This window comes from Microbacterium foliorum (assembly GCF_003367705.1).
Classification (GTDB): Bacteria; Actinomycetota; Actinomycetes; order Actinomycetales; family Microbacteriaceae; genus Microbacterium; species Microbacterium foliorum.
On the sequence record NZ_CP031425.1, the window covers coordinates 469,794 to 491,745 of the forward strand.

The window sequence follows — 21,952 nt, forward strand, 5'->3', positions numbered from 1 at the left end:
GTCCGCGCACATCCGACTCGACCCTCAGAAGGACCACCGTGGATCTCACCATCGGAATCATCGGCTTCGGCGCGCGCGCCACCCTGCGCGAGGAAGCGCACCGCCCCGGCCGGGGGTCGCGCATCACCGCGATCTGCGACCCGTCGGAGCGTGCGCGCGATGACGCGCGGCGTCTGCTTCCCGAGGCTTTCGTCACCGACTCACTCGACGACCTGCTCGCCTCGGGAGTCGACGCCGTCATGGTGCTGACGCCCGACGACACGCACGCCGCCCTCAGCATCCGCGCCCTCGAAGCCGGTGTTGCGGTGTTCTGCGAGAAGCCTCTCGCGATCGATCTCGCCGACGCCGACGCCATGCTCGAGACGGCCCGCCGCACCGGCAGTCGCCTCTACATCGGTCACAACATGCGCCACATGCCGGTGATCACACTGATGCGCGGGCTCATCCAGGACGGACGGATCGGAGACGTCAAGGCCGTGTGGGTGCGCCACTTCGTCGGACACGGAGGCGACTACTACTTCAAGGACTGGCACGCCGACCGCCGCCGCACGACGGGGCTGCTCCTGCAGAAGGGGGCGCACGACATCGACATCATCCACTGGCTCGCCGGCGCCTATACGGAGCAGGTCGCGGCGATGGGCGAGCTCAGCGTCTACGGCGGCATCGCCGACCGCCGCGACCGCACCGGAGAGCGGATGCCCGACTGGTTCAGCGTCGACAACTGGCCGCCCGCATCGCTCACGGGTCTGAACCCGGTGATCGACGTCGAGGACATCTCGATGGTGAACATGCGTCTGTCAGGGGGCATCCTCGCGTCGTACCAGCAGTGCCACTTCACCCCCGACTACTGGCGCAACTACACGGTGATCGGCACCGAGGGGCGCATCGAGAACTTCGGCGACACCGCCGGCAGCGAGGTCAGGCTCTGGAATCGTCGGCACCGAGGCGCGGCAGAGGCCGATGAGACGTTCGTCGTTCCCGAGGCCGAGGGTGCGGGGCACGACGGAGCCGATGCGCTCCTGGTCGCGGAGTTCCTGCGTTTCGTGCGTGACGGGGGAGCGACCGAGACGTCACCCGTGGCCGCTCGCGAGGCGGTGGCCACCGGCATCCTCGCGACCGAGTCGTTGCGCGCAGACGGCTCGGCGATCACGATCCCCGCACTGGAGCCCGAACTCGTCGCGTACTTCGAGCGCGGTCAGGTGGAGTAGCCGCACGCAGCGCGCCTGCGCCTGCGCCGGGCGAATGTCCAGGTTCGCCGCGCAGAATGTACAAACGTACATGTACGTGCGTACAGACAGCGCAGCGCAGGGGGATCCGGATGAGCGAGGGCACACGCCGCCGCCGTGACCCTGAAGCGCGCCGTCTCGAGATCATCACGGCCGCCGCCGAGCTCATCATCGAGGTGGGCGTCGACGCCCTGACGCACCGCAAGGTCGCCGCCCGCGCCGGTGTGCCGCTGGGGTCGACAACGCAGTACTTCGCCACCCTCGACGACCTGCGCGAAGCGGCCATCGGCGCACTCGCCGCCGAGGTCGAGGTGCGCATCGATGAGACCAGGCGAGCCGTCGCCGCCGAGGGCGTGAGCCCGGAAGGCATCGCGCGACTCGTGCACCGCAGTCTCGAGGACGCACGGGCAGTGCAGGCCGATCGCGCGGTCGTGACCGCCGCCGTGCATGATCCCCGCGTTCGCGCCTTCGCCAAGCGCTGGTCCGAGGAGATCGTCGGCTTCATCTCTCCCGTGCACGGAACGGATCGCGCCAGGGCCGCCGCCGCCTTCATCGACGGCGTACTGTGGCACTCACAGATCCACGACGAGCCGCTCGACGAAGAGCTCATCCGCGACGCCCTCGCCGGGATCCTCATCCCCTCTCCGGCGTCCCCCTCCGCATCCTCCGCCGCATCTTCCGCCGCAGCATCCGCCTGATCCGCCTGAACCGATCGAGAGAGAATCCGCCTTGTCGAACCTCGCCGTCCTGAGTCTCAAGAACCGCGCACTGATCGCGCTCATCACGATCGTCGCCGCCGTGTTCGGCGGACTCGCTCTGACGAACCTCAAGCAGGAGCTCATTCCGTCGCTCGAACTCCCGAACCTCGTGGTCCAGACGACGTACCCCGGCGCCTCGCCCGAGGTCGTCGAGAACGACGTGTCGACCCCCATCGAATCGGCGATCCAGGGTGTACCGGGGCTCGAGGCCACCACGGCGACGAGCACCACCAATGCGTCGATCGTGCAGGCCACCTTCGCCTACGGCACGAACCTCGCGACAGCCGAGCAGAAGATCCAGCAGGCGATCAACCGCATCTCGGGTCAGTTGCCCGACGACCTCAGCCCTCAGGTCCTGACGGTGTCGATCGATGACTTCCCGGTGATCCAGGTCGCCGTCACCGGCTTCGACGACGCCGAGAACGCCCAGGCCGAGCTTCAGAACATCGCGATCCCCGACCTCGAGGACGTCGACGGAGTCAACGCCGCCCAGATCATCGGCGGCGTCGGACAGCGCATCACGATCACCCCTGATCTCGCGAAGCTCGCCGCCGCAGGGCAGAGCACGCAGGCGATCAGCACGGCCCTGCAGCAGAACGGCACACTGTTCCCCGGTGGAGACATCACCGAGAACGGCCAGACGCTCACGGTGCAGACCGGCGCGAAGATCACCTCGGTGGAGGAGCTCGCAGCCCTTCCCCTGGTCGGCTCCGACCAGTCGATCGGCGATGTCGCCACGGTCGTGCAGGAGTCCGACCCCGTCTCCTCGATCTCTCGCGTCGACGGCAAGGACGCCCTCTCCATCTCGATCACCAAGCTGCCCGCCGCCAACACGGTCGATGTCTCGCAGGGCGTGATCGCCGCTCTGGACGAGATCGGCAAGACGTTCCCCGATGCCGACTTCACGATCATCTTCGATCAGGCGCCCTTCATCCAGCAATCGATCGAGACACTGGCCGTCGAAGGACTCCTCGGTCTCGTCTTCGCCGTGCTGGTCATCCTGGTGTTCCTCTTCTCGATCCGCTCGACCCTCGTGACGGCGATCTCGATCCCGACGAGCGTGCTCATCACGTTCATCGGACTGCAGGCGTTCGGGTACTCGCTGAACGTCCTCACGCTCGGCGCCCTCACGATCGCGATCGGTCGAGTCGTCGACGACTCGATCGTCGTGATCGAGAACATCAAACGGCACTACGTCGGCGACGCCGACAAGGGGGACGCGATCCGCCTCGCGGTGCGCGAGGTCGCGATGGCGGTCACCGCCTCCACCATCACCACGGTCGCGGTGTTCCTGCCGATCGTGTTCGTCGGCGACGTGGTCGGTGAGCTCTTCCGTCCGTTCGCGGTCACCGTGTCGATCGCGATGGTCGCCTCGCTGCTCGTCTCGCTGACCATCGTCCCGGTGCTCGCCTACTGGTTCCTGCGCCCGGGCAAGCCGCTGCTCGACGAGCACGGCGTGCAGATCGACCCGGAGCACCAGGATGCTCCTCCGACCCGACTCCAGCGCGGCTACCGTCCGATCCTGGCGTGGACTCTCAAGCACTCCGGCATCACCGTGATCCTCGCCGTCATCGTGCTCGGTGCGACCGTCGCGGCGGCACCGCTGATGAAGATCAACTTCCTCAGCGACTCCGGCCAGAACACCATGACCGTCACACAGGACCTCGGACCCACGGCGAGCCTGGAGACCAAGTCGCAGGCGGCCATCGCCGTCGAGGACGCCCTGCTGGACATCAAGGGCGTCACCCACGTGCAGGCATCGATCGGATCGAGCGGCTCGGCGCTGCGCGACGCCTTCTCGGGCGGCGCCGGCGTGACCTACTCGGTGCTCACCGACGGAGACGCCGACCAGGAGAAGCTCCGTGCCTCGGTGCAGAGCGCGATCGAGGACCTCACCGATGTCGGCGAGGTGTCGGTCGCGGCATCGGCCGGACTCGGCTCCAGCGACATCGAGATCACGGTCTCGGCGGCCGGCTCCGACGACCTGCAGACCGCGACGACGGCCGTCATCGACGAGCTGAAGGACCGTGACGGCATCGGCCAGATCACCGACAACCTCGCCGCCGCCCTGCCGTACCTCGCCGTGGTCGTCGACCGCGATGCGGCCGCCCAGCGCGGTCTGTCCGAGGTCGCCGTCGGAGCGATCGTGTCGAACACGATGCGCCCCGAGCAGCTCGGCTCGATCGAGATCGATGACACCGCGCTGACCGTCTACCTGGCGTCGTCCGAGCCGCCCACTACGGCCCAGGCGCTGCGCGAGCTCGCGATCCCGACGGCACTCGGCGTCGTGCAGCTGCAGGACATCGCCTCCGTCGAGGAGCGCAACGGGCCGACGTCGATCACCACCGAGCAGGGACGCCGCACCGCGACGATCACCGTGCCTCCGGCATCAGACAACCTCGCCACCGCCACCGCCTCGGTGACCGCGGCGCTCGCTGCGGTCGACCTGCCCGACGGCGCCTCAGCCGAGGTCGGCGGTGTCGCCTCGCAGCAGGCCGACTCGTTCTCGCAGCTGGGCCTGGCGATGCTGGCGGCGATCCTCATCGTCTATGTCGTGATGGTGGCGACGTTCAAGTCGCTGCGCCAGCCGCTGCTGCTGCTGGTGTCGGTGCCGTTCGCGGCGACCGGTGCGATCCTGCTGCAGATCGTCACGGGCGTGCCGCTCGGTGTCGCCTCGCTGATCGGCGTGCTGATGCTCATCGGCATCGTGGTGACGAACGCGATCGTCCTCATCGACCTGGTGAACCAGTACCGGGAGAAGGGTCTGTCGACGATCGACGCCGTCAAGGCCGGTGGCGAGAAGCGTCTGCGGCCGATCCTCATGACGGCCCTCGCGACGATCTTCGCGCTCACCCCGATGGCCCTCGGCATCACCGGGCACGGCGGCTTCATCTCGCAGCCGCTCGCGATCGTCGTGATCGGTGGACTCATCTCCTCGACCGTGCTGACGCTGATCGTGCTGCCGACCCTCTACAACCTCGTCGAGGGCGCGAAGGAGCGGCGTCGCGCACGTCGGTCCGGAGCGGATGGCGGCGACGGGTCTGCGTCGGCCGGCGGCGAGGAGCCGTCAGATGGCCCTGCTCCGGCGGGCGACATGGCGCTGGCGGGCGCCGGTGCGGGGGCAGGCCTGCCGCATGCGCCGCAGCTGACGCGTCGTGAGCTTCGCGAGCGCGGCGAGTGATCGCCGCCCCGTCTGCGATTCAGCACAGTTGAGCCCGACGCCCGCCCGGAAGCGATTCCCGGACGGGTGTCGGCGCATCGGTGCTGAATCGTGCACGCCGCACCGGGAACTCAGTCGAGCGTGATGCCCCACTCGAGCGTCCAGGTCTCGCCGGGGTCGAGGTGGCGGATGCCGGCGCCGCTGTTCAGCGCGTCGGCGGGCGCCGTCATCGGCTCGATCGCGACCGCCAGCGGCTGTCCGGGGTACTTGTCGGTCGTGAACACCTGCACGAAGTCGAAGCCGGCACCCTGCCAGACCGTGAGGCGTCGACCGTCAGGGGCGGTCAGCGAATGACGGACGAGTCCGTCGGGGTCACGATCGAGATCGGCGAATCCGGTGTCGAGGCTCGTGTCGCCCACGCGGATGCCGTCGCGCAGCGCCGCGTCGACGGGGCGGGTTCCGGTGGGCAGCATCCGCTCATCCGTCTCGAACGCGGTGTGCGCCGGCACCCGCAGCACGAGATCCTGCGTGTCCACGTCGCCGATCATGAAGAAGGGATGCGTGCCGAGGGCGACCGGTGCCGCAGTGGCCGACCGGTTCGTGAGCGCGTGCGTCACGTCGATGCCGTCGGCCCGCAGTACGTAGGTCACGCTCGTCTCGACGAGGTACGGGTAGCCGGTCTGCGGCACGATCGTCGCGGTGAGCGTCGCCGCTGACGCGGTCTCGGAGATGTCGTAGGCCGTGAAGCGCAGCAGTCCGTGGCTGGCGTTCCGGAACTTCGGTTCGGTGATCGCGAGCTGCCGCTCGGCGCCCCGGTCATCCCAACGTCCGTCGCGCACCCGGTTCGGCCAGGGGGCGAGCACGACGCCCGAACAGGAGGGCGTCGGAGCGTCGAGCGGATACGGAGGGATCAGATCGACCGCGCCGATGCGCAGGGCTCGGAGCGACGCGCCGACCTGAGCGATCTGGGCGCTGACGTCGCCGAGCTGGAGATGCACCTGGATGCCGGTGGGAGAAGCGGAGTTCACCTCGCCATCGTATGGCTCGAGGTGCACCGGACTGAGCACTCTTTCAGGCGTGCCCGCTACACTTGTGCGGTCGGCTTCGGACACCTGCGCATGGCGCGGACGTTTTTGTGTAAGAAGTGTGAGTCCAGGGGCCGATGGTGAGCGTCGATCGACGTAAATCAACCATCACATGAATGGCCCCGGCCGCTGACAGTCCGGAACCCCGAGCTCGATCACTTTGGATCAGGCACAGGGTGCTCGCGCGTGTGCGCAGCGCTGTTCTCGTGCGAGAACTCAGAAGGACACACCCATGCCCAAGAACAAGAAGCCCCGCGGCGGACGTCCCGCCGCCAATTTCGAGCCGCGCTACGGCGCGAACAAGACCTCGTTCCACGACCGCCACGCCGGCGGCCGTGACGCCGGGCGTCCCGAGCGCGGTGCGCGAGCGGATGCCGGCGATCGCCGCAGCGCTCCCGCCGCCGGCGGCTACGACCGTCGCCCCGGCAGCCGCAGCGTCGGACACCGCGGGTACCGCCCGGCGGAGGCCGAGGCCGGTGCCCCCAAGCAGCGCTGGAACGCACAGGAGCGTGCGGGTCGCGACGAGGCTCGCGGCATCCGCAACCGCGCCGAGTCCGGCCGCCGCGAGACCCCGCACCACCGCGGCGACGAGCGCACCGAGCGTCCCCGCTTCAGCGACCGCTCCTCGACCGGTGCGCGTCGATTCGACGACCGCCCGACCCGCGCCGGCGGACGCGACGAGCGTCCTCGCTTCGACCGCGACGACCGCCCGCGTCGTGACGACCGCGGCGGGCAGCGTCCCACCGGTCCCGGCACCTACCGCGACGAGCGCGGCGGCCAGCGCGACGAGCGTCCGCGCCGTGACGATCGCGGTGCAGGCACGCAGCGTCAGGGCTTCCGCGACAACGACCACCGCGATGGCGGCCGTCCCGTTCGCGACGACCGTCGCGGACAGCGTCCGACCGGTCCCGGAAGCTACCGCGACGAGCGCGGCGGCCGTGACGACCGCGGCGGTCAGCGCTTCGGTCGTGACGAGCGTCCGCGTCGTGACGACCGCGGTTCCGGTGCGCCGAGCCGCGGCGCGGAGCGCCCGGAGCGCTCTTACGATGCCGACCGTGCCCGCCGCGCCTTCGATCGCGACCGCACGCAGCGGTCGTTCGAGGGCGGCCGCGACGAGCGTTCGCGTCCGTCGACCGGTGGCGCATACCGGGCCGACCGCGTGCGCCCGCTGACCTCCGACACCCGCGGGCGTCCGAGCCGCAACGAGCGTCCGAGCCGCAACGACTGGAACGCGACTCCTGCCGCCGCGCCGAGCAAGAAGTTCGAGCAGGGCGATGACGTCGTGCACGAGCGCCTCGAGGCGAAGTCGGTGGCGGCCGTCGAGGTCGATGGTGTGACCTTCGGCGATCTCGGACTCGGCTCCAACATCGTCGACACCCTCGTGGGCATGGGGGCGGCCACGCCGTTCCCGATCCAGGCGGCCAGCATCCCGGCCGTGCTCGCGGGTCGCGACGTGCTCGCCCGCGGCCGTACCGGTTCGGGCAAGACCATCGCCTTCGGCGCGCCGCTCGTCGAGCGCGTCCTGCAGTCCCAGGCCGGCAAGCGCCGTGAGTTCGGCCGGTCGCCGCGCGCGATCATCCTCGCGCCGACCCGCGAACTCGCCCTGCAGATCGACCGCACCATTCAGCCGATCGCGCGCAGCGTGGGCCTGTTCACCACCCAGATCTACGGTGGCGTGCCCCAGGGACGTCAGGTGGGCGCACTGAAGAAGGGCGTCGACATCGTCATCGGCACGCCCGGTCGTGTCGAGGACCTCATCAACCAGGGCAAGCTCGATCTGTCGGACTGCCGCATCGCGGTGCTCGACGAGGCCGACCACATGTGCGAGCTCGGATTCGTCGAGCCCGTGCAGCGCATCCTGCGGCACACCGCCGACGGCAGCCAGAAGCTGCTGTTCTCGGCCACGCTCGACCGCGAGGTCGCGGCGCTGGTCGACGAGTTCCTCGTCGATCCTGCCGTCTACGAGGTCGCCGGTGAAGACCAGGACTCGAGCACCATCGAGCACCGCGTGCTCGTCATCGAGCACCGCGACAAGGCCGACATCCTCACCTCGCTCGTCGACCGCGACGGCAAGACCCTCGTCTTCGCCCGCACCCGCGCCTACGCCGACATGCTGGCGGAGCAGTTCGACGATGCCGGCATCCCGGCCGTCTCGCTGCACGGCGACCTGAACCAGGCCAAGCGCACGCGCAACCTCGAGCGTCTGACCTCGGGCCGCGTGAACGTGCTCGTCGCGACGGATGTCGCCGCCCGCGGCATCCACGTCGACGACATCGACCTGGTCGTCCAGGCCGATGCCCCCGACGAGTACAAGACGTACCTGCACCGCTCCGGCCGCACCGGTCGCGCCGGTCGCTCGGGACGTGTGGTGACGCTGATCACACGCCAGCGTCAGCGCCGGATGACGGAGCTGCTGGAGCGCGCCGAGATCGAGGCACCGTTCGAGAACGCGCGCCTGAACGACGACCTGATCGAGGAGATCGCCGGCCGCGTGCCGACCGCGGCAGACCTCACGGCCTGATCGCTCGAAGGCCCCGTCTCCGCATCTGCGGCGGCGGGGCCTTTTTCGTGGCGTGCCCCGTCTCTCCGGGAGGAGATCCACCCGTCGGGAGGAGGATCTCAGGCGGCGAGTCCGCCCGACGGGCAGTTCTCCTCCCGACGGGTGCACGGTGCGGTGCACGGTGCGGCGCAGTGCGCGGGAGCCCGCGTCAGCCGAGTCGGTGCTCGTGGATCGCGGTGGTCAGCGTCGTGCCGTTGAGGTCGAGATAGAGCACCTGCTCGGTGACGGTGAGGGTCATCGTGTTGCGACGCGCGAGGAGGGGCGCGGCCGAATCCACGAAGCCGGGGTCGAAGCTGAAGACGCGGAGGTCTTCGGAACGGTGGATGCGCTTGTCGGCCCACGGAGCCATGACCTTCGCCGGGTCGCGGTGCGTGTACACGACGGTGCGCTCGGCGAGCCGGGATCCGTAGTGCAGGCGTTCGGCATCCGGCGCTCCGACCTCGATCCAGGCCGTGGTGCTGCCGGTGAGATCGCGCACGAGCACGGCCGGCTCGTCGGTCTGCGAGATGCCGCCGCCGAAGGTGATGCCCTCGGTGAACTCGAGTCCGTATGCCAGCACGCGCGTCAGCATGTAGGCGTCGGTCTCTGACGGATGCCGGGCGACACGCAGCGAGTAGTCGTCGTAGACGCCACGATCCATGTCGGCCAACTGGACGTCGAACGTGTGCATCGTGGAGCCGGTAGCCATAACGACCGAGCCTACGCGCCCTGGACGCCCTCGCCGGACCTCGACCGATCACTCGACCGGCGGAGCCCTATCGCGACGATGCCGACGCTGTACCTCGGTCGCCGAGCAGCACGATCCCGATCAGCACGAAGGAGGCACCGAGGGCTGCCGCCCCCACCATCACGAGCGTCGAGCCCCCGCCGAGCGGCATCAGCGTGCCGAAGACGGTCGCGGCGAGACCGGCGAGGAACAGCAGGGCGACGTATGCGCGGAACATGCAGTCCAACCTAACGGGATGCTCGGCGCGCACACGCCCGGTGACGCCGCCAGAGTTCCGGAGCGACGGCGCGTCAGCGCGCGTCAGAACAGCATCGGCTGCGCGGGCGCGGCAGGCGGCGCGACGGCGGGCGCCGGGCGTCCGTGCGGGGCGGACGAGCGGATGCCGCGCACCGGATAGTCGTCTTCGTGCTCGGCGTCGAGGCCGTGCATCCGGATCAGCGGACGCACCCTCTTGCCGAGCCACTGCCGATAGCCCTTCGGGGCTTCGGCGGAGACCCCCGGATACAGCCCGCGATACGACGACAGCAGATCCGGGCGGTACTCGCCCAGCCACTGCATGAACCAGGGTTTCACGCCCGCGCGAAGGTGCAGCGCGCCGTAGACGACGCGACTCGCGCCCGCCTCCTTGATACGGTGCAGTGCGGTGTCGAGCGCCTCCACCGAATCCGTCATGTGGGGCATGATCGGCATCAGGAACACCGTGACACGGAACCCGGCATCGCGCAGAGCCCGCACCGTGTCGAGCCGCGCCTGCGTCGTCGGCGTGCCCGGCTCGATGGCCTTCTGCAGCTCGTCGTCGTACATCGCGATCGACATCTGGATGTCGACGGGCACGCGCTGCGCGGCCGCGACCAGCAGAGGGATGTCGCGACGGATCAGCGTGCCCTTCGTGAGGATCGACATCGGTGTTCCCGACGTGGCCAGCGCGTCGATGATCCCCGGCATCAGTCGGTAGCGCCCCTCGGCCCGCTGATACGGGTCGGTGTTGGTGCCCAGTGCGACGGTCTCGTGCTGCCAGCTGCCCTTGCGCAGCTCCTTCTGCAGAACCTCGACCACGTTGGTCTTGACCACGATCTGCGAATCGAAGTCCGCCCCGCCGTCGAGGTCGAGGTACTCGTGCGTCCCTCGGGCGAAGCAGTTGTGGCTGACGACCCCGTTGGCGATGAAGTCTCCTGTGCCGGTCGTGATATCGAGCAGTTCCTGCTCTCCCGGGATCGGCGTGATCTCGATGACCCTCAGATCGGCGACGCTCTTCACCGCGGTCCCCTCTATGGAGAGCTTGCGAGTGATCGCCGGCGAGCAGATCGCGAAGAATCGCTGGCGGCTGGGGAGGCCGCCGACGACACGGACGCAACGAACGCCGCTGGGGCGCGGATCTTCGACGACATGCGGAATCGCGAAAATCCGCAAACCGCGTGCGATCAGCGCGATGATCTCTGCGTCCTTGTTCGAGATCCGCAGGACGCCCTGCGAGCAGCTTCCCTCCGCGTCGAAGATGCCGGCGAGAAACCCCGCGTACCAGTCGGCGTCCGGAGCGTCGGGCGTCTCCACGAGCGACTCGACGGTCTCGACATGATGCCTGGCGGCGGTGTGGATCGCGTCCGCAGCGCTGCGCGTATTGGTGGCGACCGCGAAGGGGCGGGTCCTGGTCGGCACGCCTTCATCGTCGAGGAATCGCCGAGTTCGCTCGAGGGCTTCGTCATCGATCAGCGCGAGGCGAAAGCTGTGTATCTCGCGGGTTCGGGACTCGCTCGGATAGGTGCCGTGGAAGATCGTCCCGTCGCCGCGGATCATTCCCGAGAGGTAACCCCGACGGTATCCGGATGAGAGCGCATCGATCGACGACCCGGCGGATCCGATTCCGAACCCCATGAGCCGATTGTTCGTCGTGAGATGTGGACGTTTCCCGGAATCAGCATCTGCGACATGCTTCCACCCGCGCTCAGTGAGGAACCGATGATCCCCGCTCGCAACGAGTTCGGTCCCATCCGCAAGCGTGACCCTATGCGCCTGTTTCCGCGTCGCCCACTTCGCCCGGATCTTGGTGCGAACGTAGCGGCGATAGCTGCCTTGCCGCTCGGTGCCGATGATCTCGTCACCGATCTCGAGGGCACGCAGGGGCCGCTGGCGGCCATCGGCGCAAAGGATCAAGGTGTCGGGGGATAGGCAGTAGACGCAGGCATGGCTGCATCCCCGGTACGGGTTGATCGTCCAGGCGAACGGCATCCGCGAGGCGCCGGGGACGTGGTTGAGCGCGGACTTCGACAGCACCTCATGGAACGTCATGCCGGCGAACTCGGGCGTGGTCACCGTGCGCAGCACGCTCGACCGGTCTTCGAGCCCCGGGAGAGCCCCGGAGTCGACATCGCCGACCTTCTGACCTTGCCACCTCATGCATTCATTCGAACATAAGAACGATGGATGCGTCAACCCGAGCGGACATATGTTCGAGCAGACTTAAGGGACAATGGAGGCATGCATCTTCCGCCGCAGCCTCAGCATGCGGCGACCCGGTCCCCGGCACGAGGGCCGGCGCTGCCGGTCGGACTCGCGGTGACCGCCATCGGCATCCTGCTCTCGCTCGCCTCGGCGCCCGTCGCGATCTCGGCCGCAGACGATCCGGGAATGCCTGAGCCGGTCGTCGCGCAGGAGGTGCCGGCCGTGGAGGTCGGTGCGACCACTGCGGCCGACCCGTGCGCCGAGCCGAGCGTGCTCGAGGCGATCTCGGTCGCCGACGACGCGGCGATCATCGCCGGGTTCGGTGGTGGGGAGGGCTTTCGGGCGGCCGTGATCGCGGGGAACGCGCCGTGCATCGCTCTCGACGACCCGGCGCACGTGTGGGTCGTGGTCAACAAGGCGCGTCCGCTGACCCCCCTCGATTTCGCGCCGTCGCCTCTCGCCGACATCCCGGTGCAGATGACGACGCGTTCGGGCCAGGCTCGCGCCGATGTCGCCGCCGCGGTGGGAGAGATGGCCGCGGCGGCCGACTCCGAGGGGGCGGGGCGCATCGGAGCGAACAACGGATACCGGTCGTACGACCTGCAGGTCGCGACCCATGCCTCGCATGTGCGCACCGACGGCCAGGCGGGCGCCGATGCGTCGTCGGCGCGGGCGGGCCACAGCGAACATCAGACCGGGCTCGCGATCGACCTCGTGGCGTGCGAGTCGTCCTGCGGTGCGATCGAGTCGTTCGGCGCGACCGCGCAGGGCGACTGGATCGCGGCGAACGCGTGGGAGTACGGCTTCATCGTGCGGTACGAGCAGGTGGGCTCGGGGATCACCGGATACAAGCCGGAACCGTGGCATCTCCGCTACGTCGGGCGGGAGCTCGCCGCGGCCTACCACCAGGGTGGATATCACACGCTCGAGGAGTTCTTCGGGCTTCCCGCGGCTCCCGATTACATCCACTGATCACCCGCGGATGCCGGTCGCGACGACCTCATTGCGGCATCCGACAATCGCGGTACCCAGTGTCACCGAATGTGGGATGCATTCTCACAACGTGCTGTCGTGGTGTCGGTGAACCGGCATAGACTCGCCGGAGCAAAGACGCACCAACGCTCAGGAGGACGCCATGGAACGCGACATCTACGAAGAGGATCACGAGGCATTCCGCGACCTCGTCAAGGATTTCGTCAAGCGCCACGTCACGCACGAGACGATCGAGAAGTGGGATGCCGACGGTGAGGTCGACCGCGCGACCATGCTCGCCGCGGGAGAGGCCGGGATCATCGGACTCTCCGTGCCCGAGGAGTTCGGCGGCGCCGGGATGCTGCAGGACTTCCGCTTCCGCGCGGTCGTGAACGAAGAGGTCATCGCCGCCGGCGCGGGCTCGCTCGCGGGTGCCTTCGGCATCCAGGACGACCTCGCCGTGCCGTACCTCGTGCACATGGGCACGCAGGAGCAGAAGGCCAAGTGGCTGCCCCGCATGGCCACCGGCGAGGTGATCGGCGCCCTCGCGATGACCGAGCCCGGCGCCGGGTCCGACTTGCGCGGAATCAAGACGACGGCGAAGAAGACCGACGGCGGGTACATCGTCAACGGCGCGAAGACCTTCATCTCGTCGGGGGCCACCGCCGACCTCGTCGTCACGTTCGTCAAGACCGGTGAGGGCAACCGTCCCGATGCGTTCAGCCTGGTGCTGCTCGAAGACGGGATGGAGGGGTTCGAGCACGGCAAGAAGCTCCACAAGATGGGCTTCCAGGGGCACGACACGGCCGAGCTCTCGTTCAGCGACGTCTTCGTCCCCGACGAGAACCTCATCGGCGGTGTCGAGGGCAAGGGCTTCGTGCAGCTGATGATGAACCTGCCTCTGGAGCGCCTGTCGATCGGTGTCGCCGGCGCCGCAGCCGCGCAGGCCGCGCTCGACTGGACCGTCGCCTACACGAAGGACCGCGAGGCGTTCGGCGAGCGGATCATCGACTTCCAGAACACCCGCTTCAAGATCGCGGACATGGCGACGACGGTCGACGCGCTCTGGGCATACGTCGACCGCGCGCTGCTGGCCTATTCGCAGGGGAAGCTCTCGGCCGAGGAGGCCGCGAAGGTGAAGTTCTGGGCGACCGAGCGCGAGTGGGAAGTGCTCGACACCGGCGTGCAGCTGCACGGTGGCTACGGCTACATCACCGAGTACCCGATCGCGCGCGCCTTCCTCGACGCCCGCGTGCACCGCATCTACGGCGGCACGAACGAGATCATGCGTGAGATCGTCGGCCGTCAGATCGCCGGCAAGCGCTGACGCAGATCACGAGAGGGGCCCCGGATGCCAGCATCCGGGGCCCCTCTGCGTCGCGGTCGGTCGGCCGGCCGTCGGAGCGAGGCGGCCCTGTGCCCTGGGCACGGCTTCGGAGGGCAGGAGAGACGCGCCGGGGTCGGAGGTCGGCGAACGGCGCGCCTCGCGCCGGCATCCGAAACTGTGCCCGGCCGGGGCGACCAGGATCGGACAGGAGGACCGGATCTGGAGCGGAGGACCGGATCTGGACAGGACGACCGGATCTGAACAGGGCGACCCGGGTCTGGCCAGGGTCTGTCAGCGCGGCAGGCGACCGCCGACACCCGCGCGTCGCAGCCGGTCGGCGATCACGATCCCGAGCGCTGTGCCGCCGAGGCAGCTCGCGAGCGTGATCGCGAAGAACGTGATCTGCAGGCCGAGGTCGAACGTCCCCAGGTTGAACGACGTCCAGGCGAGGATCGGGTAGACGATGCCGACGATCGCCGCGCCGAGGTAGTGCATCCAGGTTCCCCAGTAGCGCCACAGCACGAACAGGAACGGAAGCTCGGTGAACGCCGCCCACCAGAGGTTCGTGGCCACGCTGCTGAACCCGTAACCCGAGAACGGCACGATGACGAGCCCGGCGAGGAGCCCCACCAGCAGGCCGACCGCGGGGCGTCGCAGCAGACGCAGGGCGATCACCGACGGCAGCAGCCACAACCCGGCCAGCGCCACGCTGGCGAACGGGACGCCGAGGAACAGGACCGTCGAGATCCAGTTGGCGGGCGCGAGCAGGATGCCGCCGGCCACCCCGAGCGCCGCGCAGGTGAGCAGAATCGCGGTCGGCAGGCGGAAGCGCGAGCGGCCGACGCCGCTGCGGGGTCGATTCTGCACCGCGGAGGGCGATTCCGGGTGCGTTTCTGACCCCGCACCGGGTGCGGGGTGCGTTTCTGACCCCGCACCGGGTGCCGGGTGCGTTTCCGGCCCCGCACCGGCCGACGACCCCGCACCGGGTGCCGGGTGCGGTTCCGCACCGGCCGACGACCCCGCACCGGCGGCCGACGCGCTCGCGCGGGGGTTCGGGCGCACAGCATCCGCCCCGCTCATGCGCGGGGCTCCGCCGACGCGTCCCGTGCGGTCTTCGACGCGGGGGAGCCTGCGCTGATCTTCCAGTAACCGCAGAAGCTCACGCTGTTCTTATCGACCCCGCGCTCGCCGACCAGGTGCTTGCGGGTGCCCGAGGCGAGCGACTGCTCGCCTGCGGCGTAGGCGTGGAACGGGGCCTCGGGCAGCTCCAGATCGCTCAACCGGCCGAGGGCGAAAGTCCCGGGTGCGAACTCGTGCGGGCGCACGAGCCAGACGATGTCGACTCCCTGCGGATGCGGGAACGGGAGTGCATCCCCCTCGGAGGGCACCTCGATGAGAGCGGTGCCCGTGGCGTCATCGGGCAGCGAGGCGCAGATCGAGGCGATCGCGGGAAGAGCCGTCTCATCGCCCACCAGCACCACCCGCTCGGTTCCGCGCTGCGGGTTGAACGTGATCCCCTCGTCGAGGATCAGCACGGGCTCGCCGGGCTCGCAGGTCTCGGCCCACCGCGAAGCGGGTCCGGCCGTGCCGTCTTCAGCCGATCCGTGCAGCACGAAGTCGACGTCGATCTCGGGCCCCGCGCCCTCCGATGCGGGGCGATACGCGCGCACGCTGTAGTTGCGCATGACCGGGCGCTCGCCGCTGGGGATGCGCAGGAATCGGAGGTATCCGAGCAGGCTGTTCGCCTTGGCGGGCACACGGTCGAGCCCGGCCTCGCCCCCGATCGGCAGGAACAGCCGGAACCACTGATCGAAGCCCATAGGCCGGAACTTCTCGATCTCGCCACCACCGAGAGTCACCCGCATCCAGTGCGGCGAGAGGCGTTCGGTGCGCAGCACCTCGAGGTGGATGACCTCGGACGACTCGGGCTTGACCATTTTGCTGAACGCCATGCGCATACCTTTCAGGGAAGCTGCCAGGGGAAGAAGATCACGAGGATCGCGGCGGATGCGGCGAGGCAGCATCCGATGAAGACGGTGTCGCGCAGGCGGAACGGCACGAGGTGGGGCTCGGTACGCGAGGCGTGCGCGCCGAAGGCGCGGGAGTCCATGGCGAGAGCGACACGCTCCGCATGCCGGATCGCTCCCGCCAGCAGCGGCACGATGTACCCCCACCCCCGGGCCATGCGCGCGAACGGTCCGCTGCCGCCGTGATGGCCGCGCACGCGGTGCGCGGCGCGGATCACCGACAGCTCGTGCCCGAAACGCGGAACGAAGCGGAACGCGGCGAGAGCCGTGTACCCGATCCGATACGGCACCCGCAGCTGCTGCACGCTCGCCCGCACGAGATCGGGGCCCGTGGTGGTGAGTCCTCCGATCAGCGCCAGCGCGATGATCGAGCCGAGGCGCAGGGCGGTGGCGGCGCCGATCGCGAGGGCTCCCTGGAACAGCGTCCAGTCGCCGATCCGAGCGGCCACGGGGGTGTGGGCGACGAGATCAGGGTCTACCCACAGGGAGAAGCCGAGGGCGATCGCGACCATCCCGACCGGCAGGGCGAGGAACAGCAGGGCCGCGCTGCGCGCCGTGAGTCGCGCTCCGACGACGATCAGGATCAGCGAGAGCAGCAGGAAGGCCGCCGGCGTCGCGAGGTCGCGCACGAAGATCAGCACCACCATCGCGGGGGCGACTCCGGCGACCTTCGCGAGCGGGTTCAGGGCGTGGAGGAACCGGCGGGGCGAGGGCTCGGCCACCGCGGCGTACGGGTCGAACGTCTGCGCGCTCATGCGAGCGCCTGCCCTGCTGCGGCGAGCACCCGCTGGAGGGCCGGGAGGCGGAGACCGGCGTCGACGAACGGGCGCTCGTCGCGGAAGAGGTCGGCGGTGCGACCGGCGGCATGCACGCGTCCGTCGGCGAGGATCACGGTGTGCGAGGCGTGCGCGGCGACGAGCGCGAGATCGTGGGTGACGATGAGAATCGTGGTGCCCTCGTCGCGCAGGTCGTGCAGCAGCGCGAGGAGTTCGGATGCGCGTGCGCGGTCCTGTCCGAAGGTCGGCTCGTCGAGGGCGAGCACCCGTGGGCGCGTGATGAGCGCGGTACCGACCGACAGGCGACGCTTCTCTCCTCCCGAGAGCAGGAAGGGGTGCACGTGCGCCTTGGCTTCGAGGCCGAACCGCTCGAGCATGGCGTCGACCCGCGCGGTGACCTCGGCATCCGAGGTGCGTCGCAGTCGGAGGCCGTGCGCGAGCTCGTCGAAGACGGTGTGCGCGATGAACTGGTGCTCGGGGTTCTGGAAGACGAAGCCGATGCGGCTCGCGAGCTCCCCGGGCGACGCGGACCCCGGGTCCATCCCGTCGACCGACACCTGCCGTCGCGGGGGCGGCACGACTCCGGCGAGCGCCTGCAGCAGCGTGGTCTTGCCCGCGCCGTTCGCCCCGACGATCGCGGTGAGGGTTCCGGGGGCGATGTCGAGGTCGAGACCGTGCAGGATCTCGGTGCGGTGGCGGCGGACGGTCAGCCCCCGGGCGCGGATGATCGGGGTGGGCGACCCGCTGACGGCATCCGACTCGTCGATCGAGGGGGCGATCGGGCCCCAGGCCCGTGCGGCCTGCAGGATCGAGGCACGGATGTCGGGTCGATCCACCGGCTGCGGTCCGGCATCCGTGCCGTGGTCCTGCAGGCCGACGGAGGGCCGGTCCGCCAGCGCCGAGGCGAGTTCGGCGGGGGTGAGGGGGATCTCCGGGATGTGCAGGCCCAGCTCCCGCATCCGCAGCGCCGCCAGCGTGGCCGCGGGGAGCCACACCCCCATCGCGACGAGCTCGTCGGCGTGCCTCCGGATGACCTCGTCGGCCGGACCGTCGAACGCGACGCGGCCCGCGGCATCGAGCACGATCGCGCGGGTCACGAACCCCATCGCCGCGTCGAGGTTGTGCTCGACGAGCAGGATCGCCCTGTCCCCGGCGGCGATCACGTCGGTCAGCGCGGCGTACACGTCGTCGATGCCCTGGGGGTCGAGATTGGCGGTCGGCTCGTCGAGCACGATCAGCGGGGATCCCATCGCCAGAGCGCAGGCGATCGCGAGGCGCTGGCGGCCACCGCCCGAGAGACGGTCGGGGTTCTCGTCTCGGCGCTCCCAGAGGCCGACGCGTCGCAGGGCGTCCTCGGTCCGGCGGTGCACCTCGTCGAGGGGGAGCCGCAGGTTCTCGGGGCCGAACGCGACCTCGTCGTAGCCCGTGCCGGTGACGATCTGCGCATCCGGATCCTGGAACACCATCGCCACGCGCGTGCTCAGCGAGGCGGTCGGGGTGTCGGCGGTGTCGAGTCCGCCGGCCACGACCACGCCCGACATGGTCGCGGGGACGGCATGCGGGATGAGCCCGTTGAGGGCGAGCGTGAGCGTGGATTTGCCCGAGCCCGACGGGCCGAGCAGCAGCACGACCTCGCCGGGGTGGATGTCGAAGGAGACGTCTGCGGGGGAGGGGTGCGCGGCATCCGCGTGCGTGACCGAGAGGTCACGCACGCTCAGCAGGGGCGCAGAGGAGCGCACGGCATCACCCCGGTTCAGCGGATCGGCTAAGTTCTGACTTAGCTAAGCCTAACCTGATCTGCAGCAGGGGTACAGCAAGGGCGCAGCACCCGCGCAGGAGGATGCCGCAGCGAGGTGCCGAGGCGAGGATCAGCGCCGGGAGACGCCCGCGCGGCTCAGAGCCGTGCCGATCGCGAGGCCGACGGCCGTCCAGACGATCGGTCCGAGCACCGAGATCACCAGGTAGGCGATCTGCGCCCAGAGCGGCATCACGGCGAGGTGCGCCGCGAAGAACACCACGACCGCGACGATCACGCCGATCACGCCCGCCGACAGGAAGAAGCGCCACGCGCCCCAGGAGCGGTAGCGGGTGAGCGCGGCGATGCCCTCCTGGATCGCGCCGAAGAGCAGGGCGGTGCCGATGAAGCGCAGCGTCCAGGCCGGGTTGAACGCGCTCGAGATGAGAGCCGCGATCACGTGCGTGACGAGAGCCACGAACGGACGCCGCAGCACCTCCTGCGCGATGATCCCCGGCAGCACGTGCGACCCGAGCACCAGCCCGTAGAGGAAGGCCGGCCCTGCGAGGACGGGGAGCGTGATCCAGCCGGCGATTCCTCCGAGGATGCCCGTCGCGACGCCGATCGCCGCGCAGACGAGCAGCACGCGAGTCGTCAGGACGGGGGAGGATGCCACACCTCCAGCCTACTTGCGGGTCGAGGGGTCCGCGGCGGCGGGCGCCGGGGAAAACGTCCGCTGCGGCATCCGTTCGTCGCGTCGTCCGCGCCGTTCGTCGCATGTCCCGCGTCTCGGGCCGGTGGACGACGCGGATGCTTCCTAGCGTGAGGGAACGCAAAGACGCGCACCCCGAGGAGACCTCCATGACTGCATCTTCGTCGCATCGCCGCGGCGGTACCGGCCGCGATCGCGACGGTCGGCACGGCGACACCGCGATCACCACCGATCCCTCCCTGCCGCCGGTCGCCCTGGCCGACGAGCACCACGAGAAGGCCGCCCGCTGGACCTGGCCCAAGGTCGTCCTCTGGTCGGCGATCGCCCTGCTCGGCGCGGTCGCCTGGACGATGCTCGCGATCGTGCGCGGCGAGACAGTGAACGCGATCTGGTTCGTGTTCGCCGCCGTCTGCACCTACCTGATCGGCTACCGGTTCTACTCCAAGGTGATCGAGAAGTACATCACCCGGCCCGATGACCGTCGGGCGACGCCCGCCGAGGTCAGGCAGGACGGCAAGGACTACGTCCCCACCGACCGCCGTGTGCTGTACGGACACCACTTCGCCGCCATCGCCGGCGCCGGCCCGCTCGTCGGCCCGGTCCTCGCCGCGCAGATGGGCTACCTCCCCGGCACGATCTGGATCATCGTGGGCGTCGTGCTCGCGGGTGCCGTGCAGGACTACACCGTGCTGTTCTTCTCGATGCGTCGCGGCGGCCGCACGATCGGCCAGATGGCGCGGCAGGAACTCGGCAGGATCGGCGGGACCGCGGCGATCGTCGCCTCGCTGCTGATCATGCTCATCATCGTCGCGATCCTCGCCCTCGTCGTCGTGAACGCGCTCGGCGAGAGCCCCTGGGGCGTGTTCTCGGTGGCGATGACGATCCCCATCGCCATCTTCATGGGCGTCTACCTGCGCTACCTGCGCCCGGGCAAGGTCACCGAGGTGTCGCTCATCGGCTTCGCTCTGCTGATGGCCGCCATCATCGGCGGCGGCTGGGTCGCCGGCACCGAGTGGGGCCAGGCGATCTTCCACCTCGACCGCACCACCATCGCGTGGGGCATCATCGTCTACGGCTTCATCGCCGCCGTGCTTCCGGTGTGGTTGCTGCTCGCTCCGCGCGACTACCTGTCGACCTTCATGAAGATCGGCGTCATCGTCATGCTCGCCGGCGCGATCGTGCTCGTGCGCCCCGAGATCACGGTGCCGGCCGTCAGCGTCTTCGGCGAGAACGGGATGGGGCCGGTGTTCGCCGGTCCGCTCTTCCCGTTCCTGTTCGTGACGATCGCCTGCGGAGCCCTCTCGGGCTTCCATGCACTGATCGCATCGGGCACCACCCCGAAGCTCGTCGAGAAGGAGCGCCAGACGCGCTTCATCGGCTACGGCGGGATGCTGATGGAATCCTTCGTCGCGATCATGGCCCTCGTCGCCGCGATCTCGATCGACCAGGGCATCTACTTCGCGATGAACGCGCCCACCGCGGCGACCGGAGGCACGGTCGAAGGGGCCGTCGCCTTCGTGAACTCCCTCGGGCTCACGGGGGTCAACCTCACACCCGAGATGCTCACCGGCACCGCGCAGGCGGTCGGCGAAGAGTCCATCGTCTCGCGCACCGGCGGCGCGCCGACCCTGGCGCTCGGTCTCGCCCACATCATGCAGCAGGCCCTCGGCGGGCAGGCGCTCATGGCGTTCTGGTACCACTTCGCGATCATGTTCGAGGCGCTGTTCATCCTCACCGCAGTGGATGCCGGCACCCGCGTCGCCCGCTTCATGCTGCAGGACTCGATCGGCGCCTGGTTCCCGAAGTTCCGTGACGTCTCCTGGCGCCCCGGAGTCTGGATCTGCACCGCGATCATGGTGGCCGGCTGGGGAGCGATCCTCATCCTCGGCGTCACCGACCCGCTCGGCGGCATCAACACGTTCTTCCCGCTGTTCGGCATCGCGAACCAGCTGCTCGCCGCGATCGCGCTCGCCGTGGTGATGGCCATCGTCGCCAAGCGCGGCAAGAGCTACATCAAGTGGCTGTGGATCATCGGGCTGCCGCTCGCGTTCACCGCCGTGGTGACGATCACCGCGTCGCTGTACAAGATCGCCTCCCCCGTGCCGGCCATCGGCTACTGGGCGAACCACTTCCGCTACGTCGCGGCACGCGACAGCGGCGATACGTCGCTGGGCGCCCCCGAGGTGCTCGAGGCCGTCATCCGCAACACCGCCGTGCAGGGCACCCTGTCGATCATCTTCGTCACCCTGGCGATCATCGTCATGGTCGCCGCGGTGGTCGTCACGGTCAAGGCCATCCGCAACGGCGGCGGCGAGAACACCGAAGAGACGCCGGTCGCCTCGCGGCGGTTCGCCCCGGCCGGATTCCTCCCGAGCCCGGCCGAACGCGAACTGGAGAAGGAGTGGGAGCCGATCCTCGCCGACGAGCGCTCGACGTCGGGGCACTGAG

The 21,952-nt window shown here is 69.4% G+C and carries 16 protein-coding genes; 7 read left to right on the forward strand and 9 right to left on the reverse strand.

Translation table 11 applies throughout. The annotated features are described in order from the left end of the window. Positions 1-38 precede the first annotated feature (38 nt). From DXT68_RS02260 to DXT68_RS02270, 3 genes are all read left to right on the forward strand, one after another. Positions 39-1,208: a Gfo/Idh/MocA family protein gene (locus DXT68_RS02260; RefSeq protein WP_045252753.1), complete on the forward strand. Its 1,170-nt coding sequence runs from the start codon at positions 39-41 to the stop codon at positions 1,206-1,208. Positions 1,209-1,318: 110 nt separating this feature from the next. Continuing rightward, positions 1,319-1,924 carry a TetR/AcrR family transcriptional regulator gene (locus tag DXT68_RS02265; protein ID WP_045252754.1) on the forward strand — a complete coding sequence of 202 codons (606 nt, stop codon included), beginning with the start codon at positions 1,319-1,321 and terminating at the stop codon, positions 1,922-1,924. 31 nt (positions 1,925-1,955) lie between these two features. Next, the gene (locus DXT68_RS02270; protein ID WP_045252755.1) at positions 1,956-5,165 is read left to right on the forward strand and encodes an efflux RND transporter permease subunit; all 3,210 of its coding nucleotides are present in this window, start codon (positions 1,956-1,958) and stop codon (positions 5,163-5,165) included. Positions 5,166-5,275: 110 nt separating this feature from the next. Here the strand turns inward: DXT68_RS02270 and DXT68_RS02275 are convergent, their stop codons facing one another. After that, positions 5,276-6,172, reverse strand: coding sequence for an aldose 1-epimerase family protein (locus DXT68_RS02275; protein ID WP_045252771.1), 897 nt, complete (start codon positions 6,170-6,172; stop codon positions 5,276-5,278). 289 nt (positions 6,173-6,461) lie between these two features. On the opposite strand from DXT68_RS02275, the gene DXT68_RS02280 reads away from it, so the two are divergent. After that, positions 6,462-8,750 (forward strand): DEAD/DEAH box helicase, encoded by a 2,289-nt coding sequence (locus DXT68_RS02280; protein WP_045252756.1) that lies wholly within the window; start codon positions 6,462-6,464, stop codon positions 8,748-8,750. A gap of 187 nt (positions 8,751-8,937) precedes the next feature. Here the strand turns inward: DXT68_RS02280 and DXT68_RS02285 are convergent, their stop codons facing one another. The 3 genes from DXT68_RS02285 to DXT68_RS17180 form a co-directional block, all read right to left on the reverse strand. Further along, entirely contained in the window at positions 8,938-9,477 is a 540-nt protein-coding gene (locus tag DXT68_RS02285) for a YaeQ family protein (RefSeq protein ID WP_045252757.1), read from the reverse strand. A 67-nt stretch (positions 9,478-9,544) separates the two neighbouring features. Next, complete coding sequence (locus DXT68_RS02290) at positions 9,545-9,733, reverse strand: hypothetical protein (RefSeq protein ID WP_045252758.1); 189 nt, start codon at positions 9,731-9,733, stop codon at positions 9,545-9,547. An 83-nt stretch (positions 9,734-9,816) separates the two neighbouring features. Next, a complete protein-coding gene (locus tag DXT68_RS17180) occupies positions 9,817-11,910 on the reverse strand; it encodes an intein-containing Rv2578c family radical SAM protein (protein ID WP_045252759.1) in 2,094 nt (697 codons plus the stop codon). Positions 11,911-11,991: 81 nt separating this feature from the next. Between DXT68_RS17180 and DXT68_RS02305 the strand changes: the two genes are divergently transcribed. Both DXT68_RS02305 and DXT68_RS02310 read left to right on the forward strand, forming a co-directional pair. Beyond that, positions 11,992-12,927: a M15 family metallopeptidase gene (locus tag DXT68_RS02305; RefSeq protein ID WP_045252760.1), complete on the forward strand. Its 936-nt coding sequence runs from the start codon at positions 11,992-11,994 to the stop codon at positions 12,925-12,927. A gap of 163 nt (positions 12,928-13,090) precedes the next feature. Then, positions 13,091-14,254 (forward strand): acyl-CoA dehydrogenase family protein, encoded by a 1,164-nt coding sequence (locus DXT68_RS02310; RefSeq protein ID WP_045252761.1) that lies wholly within the window; start codon positions 13,091-13,093, stop codon positions 14,252-14,254. Positions 14,255-14,545: 291 nt separating this feature from the next. On the opposite strand, the gene DXT68_RS02315 is transcribed toward DXT68_RS02310, so the two are convergent. From DXT68_RS02315 to DXT68_RS02335, 5 genes are all read right to left on the reverse strand, one after another. Continuing rightward, entirely contained in the window at positions 14,546-15,121 is a 576-nt protein-coding gene (locus DXT68_RS02315) for an ECF transporter S component (protein ID WP_045252762.1), read from the reverse strand. Between the two features lie 209 nt (positions 15,122-15,330). Next, a complete protein-coding gene (locus tag DXT68_RS02320) occupies positions 15,331-16,206 on the reverse strand; it encodes a siderophore-interacting protein (RefSeq protein ID WP_045252772.1) in 876 nt (291 codons plus the stop codon). A gap of 11 nt (positions 16,207-16,217) precedes the next feature. After that, the gene (locus DXT68_RS02325) at positions 16,218-17,036 is read right to left on the reverse strand and encodes an energy-coupling factor transporter transmembrane component T (protein WP_045252763.1); all 819 of its coding nucleotides are present in this window, start codon (positions 17,034-17,036) and stop codon (positions 16,218-16,220) included. Further along, on the reverse strand, positions 17,033-18,796 hold the full coding sequence (locus DXT68_RS02330; RefSeq protein WP_045252764.1) for an ABC transporter ATP-binding protein: 1,764 nt from the start codon (positions 18,794-18,796) through the stop codon (positions 17,033-17,035). The genes DXT68_RS02325 and DXT68_RS02330 overlap by 4 nt, the downstream gene beginning before the upstream one ends. Positions 18,797-18,925: 129 nt before the next feature. After that, positions 18,926-19,468, reverse strand: a complete 543-nt coding sequence (locus tag DXT68_RS02335) for an ECF transporter S component (RefSeq protein WP_045252765.1) — start codon at positions 19,466-19,468, stop codon at positions 18,926-18,928. A gap of 185 nt (positions 19,469-19,653) precedes the next feature. On the opposite strand from DXT68_RS02335, the gene DXT68_RS02340 reads away from it, so the two are divergent. Continuing rightward, entirely contained in the window at positions 19,654-21,951 is a 2,298-nt protein-coding gene (locus DXT68_RS02340) for a carbon starvation CstA family protein (RefSeq protein WP_045252766.1), read from the forward strand. The last annotated feature ends 1 nt before the right edge of the window (position 21,952 follow it).

What these genes read in the sequence shown, in the direction of transcription:
- DXT68_RS02265 (WP_045252754.1), top strand. Translation starts at nt 1,319, where the DNA reads ATGAGCGAGGGCACACGCCGCCGCCGTGACCCTGAAGCGCGCCGTCTC.
- DXT68_RS02280 (WP_045252756.1), top strand. Translation starts at nt 6,462, where the DNA reads ATGCCCAAGAACAAGAAGCCCCGCGGCGGACGTCCCGCCGCCAATTTC.
- DXT68_RS02285 (WP_045252757.1), bottom strand. Translation starts at nt 9,477, where the DNA reads ATGGCTACCGGCTCCACGATGCACACGTTCGACGTCCAGTTGGCCGAC.
- DXT68_RS02290 (WP_045252758.1), bottom strand. Translation starts at nt 9,733, where the DNA reads ATGTTCCGCGCATACGTCGCCCTGCTGTTCCTCGCCGGTCTCGCCGCG.
- DXT68_RS17180 (WP_045252759.1), bottom strand. Translation starts at nt 11,910, where the DNA reads ATGAGGTGGCAAGGTCAGAAGGTCGGCGATGTCGACTCCGGGGCTCTC.
- DXT68_RS02305 (WP_045252760.1), top strand. Translation starts at nt 11,992, where the DNA reads ATGCATCTTCCGCCGCAGCCTCAGCATGCGGCGACCCGGTCCCCGGCA.
- DXT68_RS02310 (WP_045252761.1), top strand. Translation starts at nt 13,091, where the DNA reads ATGGAACGCGACATCTACGAAGAGGATCACGAGGCATTCCGCGACCTC.
- DXT68_RS02320 (WP_045252772.1), bottom strand. Translation starts at nt 16,206, where the DNA reads ATGGCGTTCAGCAAAATGGTCAAGCCCGAGTCGTCCGAGGTCATCCAC.
- DXT68_RS02325 (WP_045252763.1), bottom strand. Translation starts at nt 17,036, where the DNA reads ATGAGCGCGCAGACGTTCGACCCGTACGCCGCGGTGGCCGAGCCCTCG.
- DXT68_RS02340 (WP_045252766.1), top strand. Translation starts at nt 19,654, where the DNA reads ATGACTGCATCTTCGTCGCATCGCCGCGGCGGTACCGGCCGCGATCGC.